This window comes from Kitasatospora sp. NPDC057936 (genome assembly GCF_042887525.1).
GTDB lineage: Bacteria > Actinomycetota > Actinomycetes > Streptomycetales > Streptomycetaceae > Kitasatospora.
The window spans coordinates 48,763-64,652 of sequence record NZ_JBHVPD010000023.1 but is presented as its reverse complement, the minus strand read 5'-3'; the positions used below and the strand labels follow the sequence as shown (position 1 = coordinate 64,652).

General features: G+C 74.0%; 13 protein-coding genes and 1 pseudogene. 10 read left to right on the top strand and 4 right to left on the bottom strand.

The window, feature by feature from the left end:
- Positions 1-145 precede the first annotated feature (145 nt).
- From ACFVU9_RS15220 to ACFVU9_RS15195, 6 genes are all read left to right on the top strand, one after another.
- Complete coding sequence (locus tag ACFVU9_RS15220) at positions 146-418, top strand: phosphoribosyl-ATP diphosphatase (protein WP_030242547.1); 273 nt, start codon at positions 146-148, stop codon at positions 416-418.
- A gap of 50 nt (positions 419-468) precedes the next feature.
- Positions 469-1,317 (top strand): ATP phosphoribosyltransferase, encoded by an 849-nt coding sequence (gene hisG, locus ACFVU9_RS15215; protein ID WP_380438925.1) that lies wholly within the window; start codon positions 469-471, stop codon positions 1,315-1,317.
- 153 nt (positions 1,318-1,470) lie between these two features.
- Entirely contained in the window at positions 1,471-1,911 is a 441-nt protein-coding gene (locus ACFVU9_RS15210) for a PH domain-containing protein (protein WP_380438927.1), read from the top strand.
- 268 nt (positions 1,912-2,179) lie between these two features.
- Positions 2,180-3,520 (top strand): hemolysin family protein, encoded by a 1,341-nt coding sequence (locus tag ACFVU9_RS15205; protein WP_380497288.1) that lies wholly within the window; start codon positions 2,180-2,182, stop codon positions 3,518-3,520.
- Positions 3,517-4,563 (top strand): hemolysin family protein, encoded by a 1,047-nt coding sequence (locus tag ACFVU9_RS15200; RefSeq protein WP_380497289.1) that lies wholly within the window; start codon positions 3,517-3,519, stop codon positions 4,561-4,563. The genes ACFVU9_RS15205 and ACFVU9_RS15200 overlap by 4 nt, the downstream gene beginning before the upstream one ends.
- A 184-nt stretch (positions 4,564-4,747) precedes the next feature.
- Entirely contained in the window at positions 4,748-5,788 is a 1,041-nt protein-coding gene (locus ACFVU9_RS15195; RefSeq protein ID WP_387593581.1) for an NAD-dependent epimerase/dehydratase family protein, read from the top strand.
- 11 nt (positions 5,789-5,799) lie between these two features.
- Here the strand turns inward: ACFVU9_RS15195 and ACFVU9_RS15190 are convergent.
- The 3 genes and pseudogenes from ACFVU9_RS15190 to ACFVU9_RS15180 all read right to left on the bottom strand — a co-directional run.
- A pseudogene (locus ACFVU9_RS15190) lies at positions 5,800-6,270 on the bottom strand (CbxX/CfqX); the annotation flags it as partial.
- A gap of 16 nt (positions 6,271-6,286) precedes the next feature.
- Positions 6,287-8,368, bottom strand: a complete 2,082-nt coding sequence (locus ACFVU9_RS15185) for an AAA family ATPase (RefSeq protein WP_387593625.1) — start codon at positions 8,366-8,368, stop codon at positions 6,287-6,289.
- A 399-nt stretch (positions 8,369-8,767) separates the two neighbouring features.
- Positions 8,768-9,325: a uridine kinase gene (locus ACFVU9_RS15180; protein WP_387593623.1), complete on the bottom strand. Its 558-nt coding sequence runs from the start codon at positions 9,323-9,325 to the stop codon at positions 8,768-8,770.
- A gap of 392 nt (positions 9,326-9,717) precedes the next feature.
- Between ACFVU9_RS15180 and ACFVU9_RS15175 the strand changes: the two genes are divergently transcribed.
- Positions 9,718-10,881: an acyl-CoA dehydrogenase family protein gene (locus ACFVU9_RS15175; protein WP_380438935.1), complete on the top strand. Its 1,164-nt coding sequence runs from the start codon at positions 9,718-9,720 to the stop codon at positions 10,879-10,881.
- A gap of 131 nt (positions 10,882-11,012) precedes the next feature.
- Here ACFVU9_RS15175 and ACFVU9_RS15170 read toward each other — a convergent pair whose 3' ends face one another.
- Entirely contained in the window at positions 11,013-11,468 is a 456-nt protein-coding gene (locus tag ACFVU9_RS15170) for a hypothetical protein (protein ID WP_380438937.1), read from the bottom strand.
- Positions 11,469-11,697: 229 nt separating this feature from the next.
- Between ACFVU9_RS15170 and ACFVU9_RS15165 the strand changes: the two genes are divergently transcribed.
- The 3 genes from ACFVU9_RS15165 to lnt all read left to right on the top strand — a co-directional run bounded on the left by ACFVU9_RS15165 (position 11,698) and on the right by lnt (position 15,843).
- Positions 11,698-12,138: an Lrp/AsnC family transcriptional regulator gene (locus ACFVU9_RS15165; protein WP_380438939.1), complete on the top strand. Its 441-nt coding sequence runs from the start codon at positions 11,698-11,700 to the stop codon at positions 12,136-12,138.
- Between the two features lie 95 nt (positions 12,139-12,233).
- Positions 12,234-13,847, top strand: a complete 1,614-nt coding sequence (locus ACFVU9_RS15160) for an amidohydrolase (RefSeq protein ID WP_380438941.1) — start codon at positions 12,234-12,236, stop codon at positions 13,845-13,847.
- A gap of 355 nt (positions 13,848-14,202) precedes the next feature.
- Positions 14,203-15,843, top strand: a complete 1,641-nt coding sequence (gene lnt, locus ACFVU9_RS15155; protein ID WP_387593621.1) for an apolipoprotein N-acyltransferase — start codon at positions 14,203-14,205, stop codon at positions 15,841-15,843.
- Positions 15,844-15,890: the final 47 nt, after the last annotated feature.

Below are 15,890 nucleotides of genomic sequence, written 5' to 3'. Positions count from 1 at the left end.
GCGAGTCACCGATCGCGCCGCCACGCGCGTCACCGATCGCATCACCACGCGCGCACGGTCCCGGACCGTGGACGTCCAATGGACTGTCCACGGTCCGGGACCGTTTACCGTCGGTCCGCCCGCACGCCGTAAGGTGAGTCCCATCATGGCTTCGAAGACATTCGAGGAGCTCTTCGCCGAGCTCCAGCAGAAGGCCGCCACCGGCGACCCCTCGTCCTCCCGCACCGCGCAGCTCGTCCAGCAGGGCGTCCATGCGATCGGCAAGAAGGTCGTCGAGGAGGCCGCCGAGGTCTGGATGGCCGCCGAGTTCCAGTCGGACGAGCAGACGGCCGAGGAGGTCTCGCAACTCCTCTACCACCTTCAGGTGATGATGATCGCCCGTGGCCTGACGCTCGACGACGTCTACAAGTACCTCTAACAGACCGCTCCCACCAGCACCCCTCCCAACAGGTAAGGAACCGACCTCCCATGCTGCGCATCGCCGTCCCCAACAAGGGTTCTCTCTCGGGTCCCGCGGCGGAGATGCTCCATGAGGCCGGCTACCGCCAGCGGAAGGACCCCAAGGAGCTCGTTCTCGTCGACCCGAACAACGAGGTCGAGTTCTTCTTCCTGCGCCCGCGCGACATCGCCGTCTACGTCGGCTCCGGCCGCCTGGACGTCGGCATCACCGGCCGCGACCTGCTGCTGGACTCGCACTCCAACGCCGAGGAGGTGCTCGCGCTCGGCTTCGCCGGGTCGACCTTCCGCTTCGCGCGTCCCGTGGGCGTCCCGGTCGAGGACGTGAAGGGCCTGGAGGGCCTGCGCATCGCGACCTCCTACACCGGCCTGGTCGAGCAGCACCTCGCCGACCACGGCGTGAAGGCGACGGTCACCAAGCTGGACGGTGCCGTGGAGACCGCGGTGCAGCTGGGCGTCGCCGACGTGATCGCCGACGTCGTGGAGACCGGCACCAGCCTGCGCAACGCGGGCCTGGAGGTGTTCGGCGAGCCGATCCTGATCTCCGACGCCGTCGTGATCCGGCCGAAGGGCGCCGGTGAGGACCCGGCGGTGGAGCAGTTCCTGCGCCGCCTCCAGGGCGTGCTGGTGGCCCGCCGCTACGTGCTGATGGACTACGACATCCGCGCGGAGAACGTGAGCGCCGCCGTGGCCCTCACCCCGGGCCTGGAGTCGCCGACCGTCTCCCCGCTGCACACCGAGGGCTGGGTGGCCGTGCGCGCGATGGTGCTCCGCAAGGAGGCGCAGCAGATCATGGACGACCTGTGGGGCATCGGCGCCCGGGCGATCCTGGTCACCAACATCCACGCCTGCCGCCTCTGACCTCGCGTCCCGCGGGCCTCCGGTCCGCGCGCAGGTAAGCAAGGGTTGAATGGGGCGGGGACGCCGACCGGCGTCCCCGCCCTCGCGCTGTCCGCCGCCGGACAACCCCTGACCGAACCGCCCCCGACCGAACCACCCCCACCGGAGATCCACGTGTCCACGCCCGTCGAGTACCCCGTCACCTGGGCCCCGCGCCGCACCCGTGCCGTGCTGCTGCCGGTCTGCGCGCTGCTGGTGGTGCTGTTCGCCGGGATGGCGCTCGTGCTCCCGGAGACCTGGCAGCTCAACGACCGGATCATGATGCTGTGCAGCGGTGTCGCGTTCGCGTGCGTCGGCCTGATGCTGGCCCGCCCCCGGGTGACGGCGGACGCGGAGGGCGTGACGGTGGTCAACTTCGTGCGCCGCCGCCGGCTGGCCTGGGCCGAGATCGTCCGGGTCAACTTCCGCCAGGGCGACCCGTGGGCCACGCTCGACCTGTCCGACGGCACCTCGCTGGCCGCCGTCGGCATCCAGTCCGGCGTCGGCAAGGCCCAGGCGATCGCCAACGCCCGCGCGCTGCGCGACCTCGTCGAGCACCACGCGCACGCCGCCTGAGCAGGGCCCGAACGCTCCTCCCGGAATCGAACCGCGGCCGAGCCACGGCCGAACCGCAGCCGAGCCGCAGCCGAGCCGCGGCCGAACCGCAGCCGGATCGCGGTCGGATAACGGTCGAAACGGCTATGGTCTACGCTGGTAAAAGTGGGGCAAAGTTGCCGCCCCGCCCGACACGACCTGAGGAGTGACACTCCCCCTCGATGGACGATCCGTCCGGTAGTAGTACCTGCGCCGCCTCACTTCCGGCCCCCGGAAGGCAGGCGGCACTGTGATCACCGCCTGGCTGCTGTTGTTCGCGGCCGTCCTGCTCATCCTCGCCAACGGCCTCTTCGTGGCCGCCGAGTTCGCCTTCGTGACCGTCGAGCGCGGGGCGGTGGAGCGCGCCGCCGAGGCCGGCGACGCCAAGTCCCGCCGGGTCGCGCGGGCCCTGCGCCACCTCTCCTTCGAGCTCTCCGGCGCCCAGCTGGGCATCACCGTCACCTCGCTGGTGGTCGGCATGCTCGCCGAGCCGGCGCTGTCGACCCTGCTGAGCCCGGTGTTCGATGCCATCGGCCTGCCCGACGCGGCCGCCCACGCCACCGCCGTGATCCTCGGCATGCTGCTGGCAACCGTCCTGCAGATGGTGATCGGCGAGCTGGTCCCGAAGAACTGGGCCATCTCCCGACCGCTCCAGGTGGCCCGCGCGGTGGCCGCGCCGCACATGGCGTTCTCGCGCGCCTGCCGTCCGCTGATCAGCTTCCTCAACGGGGCCGCCGACCGTACGGTCCGCGCCTTCGGCATCGAGCCGCAGGAGGAGCTGGCGCACGCCCGCACCCCGGCCGAACTGGTCTCGCTGGCCCGGCACTCCGCCAAGGCCGGCGCGATAGACGAGGAGTCGGCGACACTGTTCGTCCGCACCCTCGGCCTCGGCGAGCTCACCGCGGAGTCGGTGATGACGCCGCGCGTGGACGTCGCCGCGCTGCAGCGCGACGCGACCGCCTCCGACGTGGTCAACCTCACCCGGGCGACGGGTCTGTCCCGCTTCCCGGTCTACACCGACAGCCTGGACGAGGTCACCGGCACCGTGACGCTCAAGGACGCGCTGGCCGTCCCGGCCGTCCACCGCGGTCGGACCAGGGTCGCCGAGCTGGCCTCGCCGCCGCTCCTGGTGCCCGAGACACTGCCCGCCGAGCGCCTGCTCGACCAGCTGCGCCGCCTCCAGCCGATGGCGATCGTGGTCGACGAGTACGGCGGCACCGCCGGCGTCGTCACGGTCGAGGACATCGTCGAGGAGATCGTCGGCGAGGTGCAGGACGAGCACGACCCGGCCGACAGCCCCGAGCTGGTCCCGCTGCCACCCGTCGACGGCCGGCCGGTCTGGGAGGCCGACGGCCGCGCCCGGACCGACCAGCTGGAGGCCATCGGCCTGCACGCCCCGGACGGCCCGTACGAGACGCTGGCCGGCCTGGTCGCGGACCTGCTCGGCAGGCTGCCCCAGCCGGGCGAGCAGGCCCACCTGCCGGGCTGGCTGCTGACCGTGGAGGCGGTCGACCGGCACCGCACCAGCAAGGTCCGGGTGGAGCGCAGCACCGCGCACCCGGAGTTCGACGACGAGGACGGGACCCGATGACCGCGCTCCAACTGGCCGTCGCCCTCCTGCTCCTGCTCGGCAACGCGTTCTTCGTCGGAGCCGAGTTCGCGGTGATCTCGGTGCGCCGCAGCCAGATCGAACCGCTCGCCGAGGCGGGCCACAAGCGCGCCCGCACCGTGCTGCACGCGCTGTCGAACGTCTCCGCGATGCTCGCCGCCGCCCAACTGGGCATCACCGTCTGCTCGCTGGGCCTCGGCGCGCTCGCCGAGCCGACCATCGCGAGCCTGCTGGAGGGCCCGTTCCACGCGATCGGGATCCCGTCCGGCCTGATGCACCCGCTGTCGTACGGGATCTCGCTGGCCGTCGTGGTCTTCCTGCACATGGTGATGGGCGAGATGGTGCCGAAGAACATCGCCCTGGCCGGGCCGGAGAAGGCCGCGCTGTGGCTCGGCCCGCCGCTGGACCGCCTGGCCCGCTGGCTGGCCCCGGTGATCGGCTTCCTGAACGCCTTCGCCAACGGCGTGCTGAAGCTGTTCCGGGTCGAGCCCAAGGACGAGGTCGAGTCGGTGTTCACCACCGAGCAGCTGATGTACCTGCTGGTCGACTCCCGGGACGCGGGGCTCCTCGACGAGGAGCGCCAGGAGCGCCTGGAGGACGCGCTGGAGATGGGCCACCGGCCGGTCACCGACGTCCTGCTCAGGCCCGAGCAGCTGGTCACCGTGGACACCAAGGTGACGGCCGCGGAGGTCGAGGAGCTGGCGCTGCGCACCGGTTTCTCACGCTTCCCGGTGACCGACGGGGACCCGGCCGGCCACGGCTACCTGGGCTACCTGCACCTCAAGGACATCCTCGACGTCGAGGACCCGTCGCTGCCCGTCCCGGCCCGCCTGTGGCGGCCCATCACGGTGCTGCGCGGCGGCCTCCCGCTGGACGACGCGCTCGGCGCGATGCGCCGGGCGGCCTGCCACCTGGCGGCCGTCCTCGACCAGGACGGGCGCACGCTCGGCGTGGTCATGCTGGAGGACGTCCTGGAGGAGCTGGTCGGCGAGATGCACGACCCCGACCACCGCTCCGTGGCGTAACGTTTTTTCACCGCGTTCGGCCACACTCGGCCGCGCTCGGGTACGTTCCGCCACCCTCAGCCGCGTTCCGCCGCCGACGGCGGCCGCTTCGTCACCCGCTCCACCGGCGTTTCCGCTCTCGGCGATTCTGCCGAGAGCAGGCAGCCGTTCCCATGCCGGCCACCCGCAGGACAGGGTGGTCGGCATGAGGCTTCTCTTGCTGGGTGGAACGAAGTTCGTCGGACGCGCCATTGCCGAGGAGGCGGTGACACGGGGCTGGGAGGTGACGGCCCTCAACCGCGGCACGCAGCCCGCACCCGAGGGCGTGACGGTGCTGCGGGGCGACCGCACCGCCGAGGGCGGGCTCGACGCCCTGGCGGCGGGGGAATGGGACTCGGTGGTGGACACCTGGTCCTGGGCCCCGGCGGCGGTCCGGGCCAGTGCCCGGCTGCTCAAGGACCGGGTCGGGCACTACGCGTACGTGTCCAGCTGCTCGGTGTACGACTACCCGAAGCCCGCCGCCGCCGACGAGTCCGCCGCGGTCGTCGAGGCCGCGCCGGACGCCGCGGGCGAGGTGCCGTACGCCGAGGCCAAGCGCGGCGCGGAGCTCGCCCTGGAGGAGGAGTTCGGCGGGAGCGCGGTGTACGCCCGCGCCGGGCTGGTCCTCGGCCCGTACGAGAACATCGGCCGGCTGCCGTACTGGCTCAACCGGATCGCCAGGGGCGGCCCGGTGCTCGCCCCCGGCCCGCGCGGGCTGCCGCTGCAGTACATCGACGCCCGCGACCTCGCCGCCTGGATGCTGGACGCCACCGCGGCGCGGCTCGGCGGCGCGTACAACCTGGTGAGCCCGCCCGGGCACGCGACCATCGGGGCGGTCCTGGAGGAGTGCGTCCGCGCCACCGGCTCGGACGCCAGCCTGCGCTGGACGGACCCGGAGCGGATCGTGGCGGCCGGGGTCGAGCCGTGGACGGAACTGCCGATCTGGGTGCCGCCGGGCGACCTGCACGACTACCTGCACGACGCGAACGTCGACCGCGCGGTGGCCACCGGCCTGCGCTGCCGGCCGGTGGCCGAGACCGTCCGGGACACCTGGGCGTGGCTGGAATCGATCGGCGGCAGCGCGCCGCAGCGCAGCGACCGGCCCTTCGTGTGGCTCGACGCCGAGCGCGAGGCCGAGCTACTCAGGAGCTTCGGGGGCATCGAGGGCTCCGGGGGCTCCGGGAGCCTCGGGAGCCTCTGGAGCTGACCCGCGGGCGGTCAGTTCCGGCCGTCGATCAGCTCCCCGTACGCCTGGACGAGGTCCGGCAGCCGCAGCGTCGCCAGGTCCTCCCGGCCCGGCGGCTCGCGCAGCAGCGAGAGCCGCAGGTCCCGGTAGGCGCAGGACTTCTCGTACAGGGTGCGGATGAAGCGGCCGTTGCCCAGTTCGTCGATCCAGCCCTCGCGCACCACGTGGGTGCAGATGCTGGCCAGCTCCTCGGCCGCGTCCTCGTCCCAGCCGTCGCCGTCCCGGCCGGCCAGCGCCGCGCCGATCGCGGTCAGCTCGCCGGGGCGGTAGCTGGGGAAGTCGACCCGGGTGGTGAAGCGGGAGTTGAGGCCGGGGTTGGTGGCGAGCAGCCGGTTCATGCCCTCGGGGTAGCCGGCCAGGATCACCACCAGCCGGTCGCGGTTGTCCTCGGCGCGCTTGAGGAGCACTTGGAGCGCCTCGTCGCCGTACGCGTCGCCCTGGGAGCTGACCCGCGGGCGGTCAGTTCCGGCCGTCGATCAGCTCCCCGTACGCCTGGACGAGGTCCGGCAGTCGCAGCGTCGCCAGGTCCTTCCGGCCCGGCGGCTCGCGCAGCAGCGAGAGCCGCAGGTCCCGGTAGGCGCAGGACTTCTCGTACAGGGTGCGGATGAAGCGGCCGTTGCCCAGTTCGTCGATCCAGCCCTCGCGCACCACGTGGGTGCAGATGCTGGCCAGCTCCTCGGCCGCGTCCTCGTCCCAGCCGTCGCCGTCCCGGCCGGCCAGCGCCGCGCCGATCGCGGTCAGCTCGCCGGGGCGGTAGCTGGGGAAGTCGACCCGGGTGGTGAAGCGGGAGTTGAGGCCGGGGTTGGTGGCGAGCAGCCGGTTCATGCCCTCGGGGTAGCCGGCCAGGATCACCACCAGCCGGTCGCGGTTGTCCTCGGCGCGCTTGAGGAGCACTTGGAGCGCCTCGTCGCCGTACGCGTCGCCCTTGGTGTAGCCGGAGTTGGAGAGGCTGTACGCCTCGTCGATGAAGAGCACGCCGTCCAGCGCGGAGTCGATCAGCTCGTTCGCCTTGACGGCGGTCTGGCCGAGGAACTCGCCGACCAGGTCGGCCCGTTGCGCCTCGACCAGGTGGTCGCCGGAGAGCAGGCCGAGGGCGTGGAAGACTCGCCCGAGGATCCGGGCGACGGTGGTCTTGCCGGTGCCCGAGGGGCCGGAGAAGACGAAGTGCCTCTTGGGTGGCTGGACCGGCAGACCCTGCTCGGCGCGGAGCCCTGCCATCCGCAACTGCGCCGACAGCGCCCGCACTTGGCGCTTGACCGGCTCCAGGCCCACCATCATGGCGAGTTCGGACAGGGCGGCGTCCAACTCGCGCTCGCCGCCCGCCTGCTGGGATCCGGCGGACGGGGCGATCCGGGGCAGCGCCTCGCCGCGGAGCGGGAGCGGCACGACGGGCACGATGGGCGCGACGGGCGTGGCGGGCCCGGCCGGTCCGGTCGGCCCGGCCGATCCGGAGCGCTCGCCGGCGGCCTGCGGCGGGGCGTCCGTCGGTGCGGCCTCCTCGGCGTACCCGCCGCCGCTCGGGTAGCCGGGCCCCTGGCCGTACGCGTCCTGGTACTCGACGTCCTCGGGAGAAAGGGCGTCCGGAGAAAGGGCGTCCGGAGAAAGGCCGTTGGGGGAGAAGCCGTCGGGGGAGAGGCCGCTCGGAGCGAGCCCGTTCGACGGAAGCCCGTTCGAGGGAAGCCCGTTGGGAGAGAGCTCGTCCGGCGCGAACACCCCCGTCGACTGCACACCGGGCAGGAAGCCCTCCGGCGTCATCTCCTCCGGCGGGACGTCGTCCAGGTACGCCTCCTCCACCCCGCCCGGGCGCCCGCCCTCCAGCAGCCCGTCCGCGAGCGCGTCCTCCGCCGAGATCGCGGCCAGCCGGGCCGCGGTGTCCATGAACGCCGGATCGGCCCGGTGCACCGCCCGGTACAGCGGCAGCGCCGCCGCGCTGCGCCCGGCCCCCTCGTACGCCCGCCCCAGCCAGTACCGCAGCTCCTTGCGCTGCGGCTGCTCGGAGCGGCAGCGGGCCAGCGAGGCGGCCAGCGGGGCCTGGGCCTGGGCGCACATGTCCAGCCGGACCCGCGCCATGCCGGCGAACAGCCCGGCCTCGATGCCGAGCATCGGGTCGTCGAGCAGCCGGTCGGTGTCGCGGATCAGCTGTTCCCAGTCCTTGAGCAGGTAGGAGCGGCAGGCGTACAGGAACTGGGCGGACGGGTCCTCGCTGGGCGCCGGGCACTGCTCCAGCGCGCGGTCGAGCTCGGCCAGGTGTCGGCCGTCCAGCCAGTGCGAGGCGTGCGCGAGCGCGAGGTCGCGGGCGTCCTCCAGGACCGGCTGCACCCACCAGCCCAGCCAGTACCAGGAACTGAGCGGCCGGCGGTGGATCCGGCGCTGCTCGCCGAAGCGCTTCTGGTGGCGGTACATCGCGAGCAGGGCGGCCGGGGTGTCGCTGCGCAGGGCGTGCAGGCCGAGCCACGCGTCGGCCATGCCGGGGTCGAGCCGTACCGCCGCGCGGAACTCCTCCTCGGCGCGCGCGTACGCGCCCGCCGTGTAGGCGTCCATGGCGCGCAGCCAGGCCCGGTCGGCGAGCCGGTCCGGGCCGCCCGCGTTGCTGTCGGAACTGTCGACCGTCGTCACTCACGCCCCCCGCGGTGTGGCCCGGGGCTCGGCCCGCGGGCCGCGTGCGCGGAGCCGGCCGGTGCTCGCAAGCCCCCGGGGCGCAGATGCGCCTGGTGCAAATCGTACCGGGGCCACGCTGATCCGGAAGGGTGCCGCACCGGTTCAAATGCGATCGTGCGCGCGGTTGTTGGGCACGTCGGGCGGTGGGGGAGCGCATTTCGCGACGGGCGCGGACGGCACCCCCGGCTCACGGGGGAACAAGCCGGGGATGCCGGGTCCACGGTGGCCGGAAGCTTTCGTTCCGGCGTCTGGGGAGAACTTAGGACGCGGTGACTGCGCAGGTCAAGAGCTTGTTGAAGGTTCACCCACGGTGCCCGGCGAGATCCGTCCGGTCACTCCGTCGACGCGGGTGCCGGCGTGCGGCCGGCTCGGGTCGGCGGCGAAATGCGCCGATTCGGCGCGTGCCCAGCCCACCCAGAATTCGGCCAGTTCCGGCCTGTCCCGTTCCTCGCCGCGGCGCCGGGCGGTGGTGGCGTCCAGATCCATCCAGACGATCCGCGCCAGCCACGGCCGCACCTCCCGCCGCCCGGCCCCGACGCCCTCCACCAGCACCACCGGCGCCACCGGCACCGCGGCCGTGCCGGCGAACCGCCGCAGCGTCCAGTCGTACACGTCGTACGCGGTGTCCCGACCCGCCGCCAGCGGCTCCAGCACCTGCTCGCGCAGCCGCCCGGCCCAGCCGAAGGGCTCGGCGTGGGTGGCGAGATCGTCGAGGTGGATCACCGGGGCCCCGCCCAGTGCCCCGGCCAGCCGCCCGGCGAACGTCGTCTTGCCCGAGCCCGCGTGCCCGTCCACCGCGACCAGCCGCACCGGCCCGCAGGACGGCGGCAGCGCCCGCAGCTCGGCGGCGAGGGTGTCGAGGGCGGCGACGGTGTCGGGGCTGCCGGGGGCGGCGAGGGCGCCAGGACCGCCCGGAAAGCCCGGTGCACCGAGGGTGCCAGGACCGTCCGGACGGCCCGGTGCGCCGTGATCGGGCGGCGTGATCAGGCCGGCACGGGGGTTCGGGGAATCGGAAGCAGCCACATCGTCAACCCTACGGTGCCGTACCCGGCCACTCCGGACAGTTCATATGCGCAGGTCGTGACGTCGGCGCGGCTTTCGGGCATACTCACTTCGCCACGCCTGTGAACGGCCGTTCACCGCAACCCGGTGCCGGTCGGGCCGACCTGCCACACCCGCGCCGGACCTGCCGAACCAGGACCCGGCGCCCGATCGAGGAGGCGACCGCCGCCATGACCACCTCCCCTGCGAAGCCCGTGGACCGCCAGCTGCCCACCGAGGAGGCCCGTGAGCTGCTGAGCCTCACCCGGGAGCTGGTCCAGCGCGAGCTCAAGCCGCGCGCGGCGGAGGACGAGGCCGCCGACCGCTTCCCGCGCGACGTCTTCCGCACGCTCGGCGAGGCGGGCCTGCTGTCCCTGCCCTACGACGAGAAGTACGGCGGCGGCGAGCAGCCCTACGAGGTCTACCTCCAGGTCCTGGAGGAGCTGTCGGCCGGCTGGCTGGCCGTCGGCCTCGGCGTGAGCGTGCACACGCTCTCCTGCCACGCGCTCGCCACCTTCGGCACCGAGGAGCAGCGCGCCGCCTGGCTGCCCGGCATGCTCTCCGGCGAACAGCTCGGCGCCTACTGCCTCTCCGAGCCGCAGTCCGGCTCGGACGCCGCCGCGCTGCGCACCCGCGCCGGGCTGGACGGCGACGAGTACGTCGTCAACGGCACCAAGGCGTGGATCACCCACGGCGGGCGGGCGGACTTCTACAGCGCCCTGGTGCGCACCGGCGTGGACGGCCCGAAGGGCATCAGTTGCCTGCTCGTCCCCGGCGACCAGCCCGGCCTGTCGTTCGCCGCGCCGGAGCACAAGATGGGCATGCGCTCCTCGCCGACGGCGCAGGTGCACTTCGACGGTGCCCGCGTCCCGCGCGAGCGGCTGGTCGGCGAGGAGGGGCAGGGCTTCCAGATCGCCCTCGCCGCCCTCGACTCCGGCCGCCTCGGCATCGCCGCGTGCGCGATCGGCGTCGCCCAGGCCGCGCTCGACCTCGCGGTCGAGTACGCCGGCACCCGCCGCCAGTTCGGCCGCCCGATCGCCGAGTTCCAGGGCCTGTCGTTCATGCTCGCCGACATGGCCACCCAGATCGAGGCCGGCCGGGCGCTGTACCTGTCCGCCGCGCGGCTGCGCGACGCGGGCCGTCCGTTCTCCAAGGAGGCGGCGATGGCCAAGCTGTTCTGCACCGACACCGTGATGCGGGTGACCACGGACGCCGTCCAGGTGCTCGGCGGCTACGGCTACACGCAGGACTTCCCGGCCGAGCGGTACATGCGCGAGGCGAAGGTGCTGCAGATCGTCGAGGGCACCAACCAGATCCAGCGGCTCGTGATCGGCCGCCACCTCACCCGGGGCTGACGGGCCCCTCACCCGCGGGCGGCACACGGCCCCCGACACGGCCTCCGGCCGTCGCTCCAGGGTGCGGAGCGGCGGCCGGAGGTTTCGCTTTCCCGTCGTATGCGGTTTGACGTCCCGTCAACTCGCCGGCGTCAGCGGCTGATCAGCCGGCGCCGCTGCTCGGGGATGGTCGGCGTGACGGCGGCGACGCGCACCGGGCGGTGCGCCACCGCGTGCGAGAACGGCTGGGTGCGCCAGTCCAGGCCGCTCGGCAGCTTGAACAGCGCCTCGAAGCCGGCCGGGCCGTCGTCGTCCGAGGCCTCCGCCTCGGCGAGGTCGTCGGTCGGGGTGCCCGAGCCCGGGCAGATCGCGGGGGCGAAGGGGTTCCACGCGGTCGGCAGCAGGGCGTGCAGCGGCAGCCGCTCCTCGTCCGCGACGAGGGCGATCGGGCGCCGGCACTCGGGGCAGTGGACCCGGAAGATGTCCCAGGGCTCGCCGTCGCCCGGGTCGGCGCTCGGCGTGGGGAGGTGCCCGACCGCGATGTCGTCGCGGCCGGCCGTATCGTCGGTCTCGTCGGAGCCCAGGGCACGCTGGTCGGTAGCAGGCATGAGGATCCCCCTCGGATCGGGCCCGGCGTGGTCGCCCGGGGCCACAACCAGCACTTCCCTCCCGCGCGGATACATAATCCTGCGGTCCGGCGCACCATGATGCACCGGGTGTGTCCTTCGCCACATTCGCCCGGCATGTGCCCGCCTGACACCCCTGCCCGCCCCTGGTGACACCGTGTGCGCCCATCGGGGCGCCCCGCGCGCCCCCGAGCGGGTAGGTTTGCGCACTGTGGAGGATCTCGACCAACGCATCGTCCAGCTGCTCCTAGAGGACGGCCGGATGAGCTACACGGACCTGGGCAAGGCCACCGGCCTGTCCACCTCGGCGGTGCACCAGCGCGTGCGCCGCCTCGAACAGCGCGGGGTGATCCGCGGCTACACCGCGATCATCGACCCCGACGCCGTCGACCTGGCGCTGACCGCGTTCATCTCGGTCAAGCCCTTCGACCCCAGCGCGCCCGACGACACCCCCGACCGCCTGGCGGGCCTGCCCGAGATCGAGGCCTGCCACAGCGTCGCCGGCGACGAGAACTACATCCTCAAGGTCCGCGTCGGCGCGCCCGGCGACCTGGAGGACCTGCTCGCCCGCATCCGCAGCGCGGCCGGCGTCTCGACCCGCACGACGGTCGTGCTGTCCACCCCCTACGAGGCGCGACCCCCGAAGATCTGAGCACCGGTCGGTGGGCGCCTCTCCCCCAGCCCGTCGGCTTGGGGGTGCCCCCCAGCCCGTCGGCGGGCAAGGAGGGAGGGTGCAGACTTGGGCGCATGACCGAACGCACCAACCGGACCGTCCTGCTGCGCGGCGGCGCCGTCTACAGCCCCGCCGACCCCTTCGCCACCGCGATGCTCGTCGAGGGCGAACACGTCGCCTGGGTCGGCAGTGACGGCGCCGCCGAGGCGTACGAGGGGGTGGCCGACGAGATCGTCGAGCTCGACGGCGCCCTGGTCACCCCGGCGTTCGTCGACGCCCACGTGCACGCGACCTCCACCGGACTGGCGCTCACCGGCCTCGACCTCACCGGCAGCCCGTCCCTCGCCGCCGCCCTGGCGGCCCTCACCGCCTTCGTCGACGCCCAGGAGACGGCCGGCGGCGTGCTCATCGGCCACGGCTGGGACGAGACCGGCTGGCCCGAGGGCCGCCCGCCCACGCTCGCCGAACTCGACGCCGCCGCACGGGGTGCCGCCGTCTACCTGTCCCGCACGGACGTCCACTCCGCCCTCGCCACCACCGCGCTGCGCACCCTCACCGAGGGCCTCGCCGACCGGCCCGGCCACTGCGCCGAGGGCCCCCTCACCAAGGACGCCCACCACGCCGTCCGGCAGACCGCGCTCGCCCGTCTGACCCCCGAGCAGCGCCGCCGCGCCCAGCGCGCGACCCTCGCCCGCGCCGCCGAACTGGGCATCGGCGCCCTGCACGAGTGCGCCGGCCCGGAGATCTCCTCCGAGGCGGACCTGGCCGCCCTGCTGGCCCTGGCCGCCGACGGCGATGGCCCCGAAGTCTTCGGCTACTGGGGCGAGTTGGGCGGCGTCGAGACGGCCCGCCGACTCGGCGCGGTCGGCGCCGGCGGAGACCTCTTCGTCGACGGCGCACTCGGCTCGCACACCGCCTGCCTGCACGCCGCCTACGCCGACGCCGACCACACCGGCACCGCCTACCTGACCGCCGACCAGGTCGCCGACCACGTCGCCGCGTGCACCGAGGCCGGGCTCCAGGCCGGCTTCCACGCCATCGGCGACGCCGCCGTCGGCGCGGTCGTCGACGGCGTCCGGGCGGCCGGCGAGCGGGTCGGCGCCGCGCGCGTCAAGGCCCTGCGCCACCGCGTCGAGCACGCCGAGGCGCTGGACGACGAGTCCGTCGCGGCCTTCGCCGAACTCGGCCTCACGGCCTCCGTCCAGCCCGCCTTCGACGCCGCGTGGGGCGGCCCGGAGGGCATGTACGTCCAGCGCCTCGGTGCCGGACGGGCCGCCGCGCTCAACCCGTTCGCCGCCCTGCTGCGCGCCGGTGTCCCGCTCGCGTTCGGCTCCGACGCCCCGGTGACCCCGCTCGACCCGTGGGGGACGGTCCGGGCCGCGGCCTTCCACCGGACGCTGGAGCACCGGATCTCCGTCCGCGCCGCGTTCACCGCCCACACCCGCGGCGGCTGGCGCGCGATCGGCCGCGACCAGGACGGCGTCCTCGTCCCGGGCGCCGTCGCCAGCTACGCGATCTGGGCCGCCGGCGACCTGGTCGTCCAGGCCCCCGACTCCCGCGTCGCCGGCTGGTCCACCGACCCGCGCTCCGGCACCCCCGGCCTGCCGGACCTCACCCCCGGCCACCCGCTGCCGACCTGCCTGCGCACCGTCGTGCGGGGCCGCACGGTCCACGCGGCCGCCGAGTAGACGGGCGGAGCCGCCGGGCCACGCAGGTCGGCCGGACGACGATCAGCCCGGCGGTCCCCGCCGGCTCCACCGTCCCGCGCACGCTGCTCACCCAGGACTTCCGCCTGGAGCCCCTGGGCGAGCGGCACAACGCATCCGATCTCGCCGCCTGGTCCGGCAGCCCGCCTCCACCGCGCGGTCTCCATCCGATCTCGCCGCCGACCGGCCGTTCGGCGGGATCCGCCACGCGCCCCGCTGACCAGGCCGCGGGCCCGTCCCCACCCGCCCCTCGCCTCCCGGTCACCGTCCGTTCCGGGGTACCTTCTTCGCACTGCGTCCGAACAACAAGCCACAGAGAGATGGTGCGCCGGTGACCATGTCCGTCACCCAGGAGCGGTCCGCTGCCGCACCCGAGCCGCCGGCCCCCGAAGCACGGCCCGGCCGGCTCGCCCGAGCCGTCGCCAAGGTCCGCGCCGGCCTGCCCCGGACCGGCCTCGCCGCCCTGGCCGGCCTGCTGCTGGCCCTCGCCTTCCCGCCGTACGACCTGTGGCCGCTGTCGCTGCTCGGCGTCGTGGAGCTCTCGCTGCTCACCCGGGGCCGCACGGTCCGCCAGGCGGCCTGGACCGGCTTCGCGTTCGGCTTCCCGTTCTTCCTGATGCTGCTCAGCTGGCTGCGCGTGGTCGGCTGGGACGCGACGGTCGGCCTGTCGGTCGTCGAGGCGCTGTTCATGCTGCTGCTCGGCGCCGGCCTCGCCCTCACCTCCCGCCTGCCCGCCTGGCCGCTGTGGGCCGCGTGCCTGTGGGTCACCCAGGAGTGGGCGCGCGACCGGCTGCCGCTCGGCGGCTTCCCCTGGGGCCGGCTGGCCTTCGCCAACACGGCGACCCCGTACACCCCGCTGGCCGCGATCGGCGGCGCCCCGCTGGTTACCTTCGCGGTCGCCCTCTCCGGCGCCCTGCTGGCCTGGGCGGCGCTGCGCCTGCGCGGCCCGCGCCGCGCCCCGCGCGCGGCCGCCCTGGCCGGACTCGGCGCCGTGGCGGCGCTGCTGGCCGGCTACCTCGTGCCGGTGCCGACCAAGGCCGACGACACCGTGAAGGTCGCGATCGTCCAGGGCAACGTGCCCAACCCCGGCATGGACTTCCTCGGCCGCCCGATGATGGTCCTCAACAACCACGCCTCGGCGACCGAGCGGCTGGCCGCCGACATCAAGGCCGGCAAGGTCGAGCGCCCCGACGTCGTGATCTGGCCGGAGAACTCCTCCGACCTCGACCCCTTCAGCGACCCGCTCGCCTACGAGCGCATCGACGGGGCCGTGAAGACCGTCGGCGTGCCCACCCTGGTCGGCACCCTGGTGGACGGCCCGGACGCCCAGCACGTCCAGAACGAGGGCATCGTCTGGGACCCGAAGACCGGCCCCGGCGCCTCCTACACCAAGCAGCACCCCGTCCCGTTCGGCGAGTACGTGCCGTTCCGCGCCCAGCTGATGAAGGTGATCACCCGCCTGCAGCGGGTCGCCCGCGACTTCTGGCCCGGCGACCACAACGGCGTCATGCAGCTGGGCCCGGCCCGGATCGGCGACGTGATCTGCTTCGAGGTCGCCTACGACGAGATCGTCCGCGACACCGTCGACAGCGGCGCCCGCGTCCTGGTCGTGCAGACCAACAACGCCACCTACGCCAAGACCGGCCAGCCCGAGCAGCAGCTCGCGATGTCCCGGCTGCGCGCGGTCGAGCACGGCCGGGCCGTATTGATCGCCGCCACCAGCGGCATCAGCGCGGTGATCGCCCCGGACGGCACGGTGGAGCAGCGCACCCGGGAGCTGACGCCGGCCGAGCTGTCCGCCACCGTCCCGCTGCGCGACGGCACCACGGTGGCCGACCGGATCGGCCCCGCTCCGGAGTGGGCGCTCGCCCTCGGCGGCCTGCTGGCCTGCGGCGCGGGCCTCCTGGTCTCGCTGCGCCGGCGACGGTCCGGCGGAACACCGGCCGCCGGGGAATCGTTGGACGAGGTGGTGCCGTAGCCGGCCCGGACCTCCCGTGCGGCGTGCAGAGCACCGCCTTGGAGTGG

Coding starts and splice junctions, on each gene's coding strand:
- ACFVU9_RS15220 (WP_030242547.1), top strand. CDS start 146: ATGGCTTCGAAGACATTCGAGGAGCTCTTCGCCGAGCTCCAGCAGAAG.
- hisG (WP_380438925.1), top strand. CDS start 469: ATGCTGCGCATCGCCGTCCCCAACAAGGGTTCTCTCTCGGGTCCCGCG.
- ACFVU9_RS15200 (WP_380497289.1), top strand. CDS start 3,517: ATGACCGCGCTCCAACTGGCCGTCGCCCTCCTGCTCCTGCTCGGCAAC.
- ACFVU9_RS15195 (WP_387593581.1), top strand. CDS start 4,748: ATGAGGCTTCTCTTGCTGGGTGGAACGAAGTTCGTCGGACGCGCCATT.
- ACFVU9_RS15185 (WP_387593625.1), bottom strand. CDS start 8,368: ATGGACGCCTACACGGCGGGCGCGTACGCGCGCGCCGAGGAGGAGTTC.
- ACFVU9_RS15175 (WP_380438935.1), top strand. CDS start 9,718: ATGACCACCTCCCCTGCGAAGCCCGTGGACCGCCAGCTGCCCACCGAG.
- ACFVU9_RS15170 (WP_380438937.1), bottom strand. CDS start 11,468: ATGCCTGCTACCGACCAGCGTGCCCTGGGCTCCGACGAGACCGACGAT.
- ACFVU9_RS15160 (WP_380438941.1), top strand. CDS start 12,234: ATGACCGAACGCACCAACCGGACCGTCCTGCTGCGCGGCGGCGCCGTC.
- lnt (WP_387593621.1), top strand. CDS start 14,203: ATGTCCGTCACCCAGGAGCGGTCCGCTGCCGCACCCGAGCCGCCGGCC.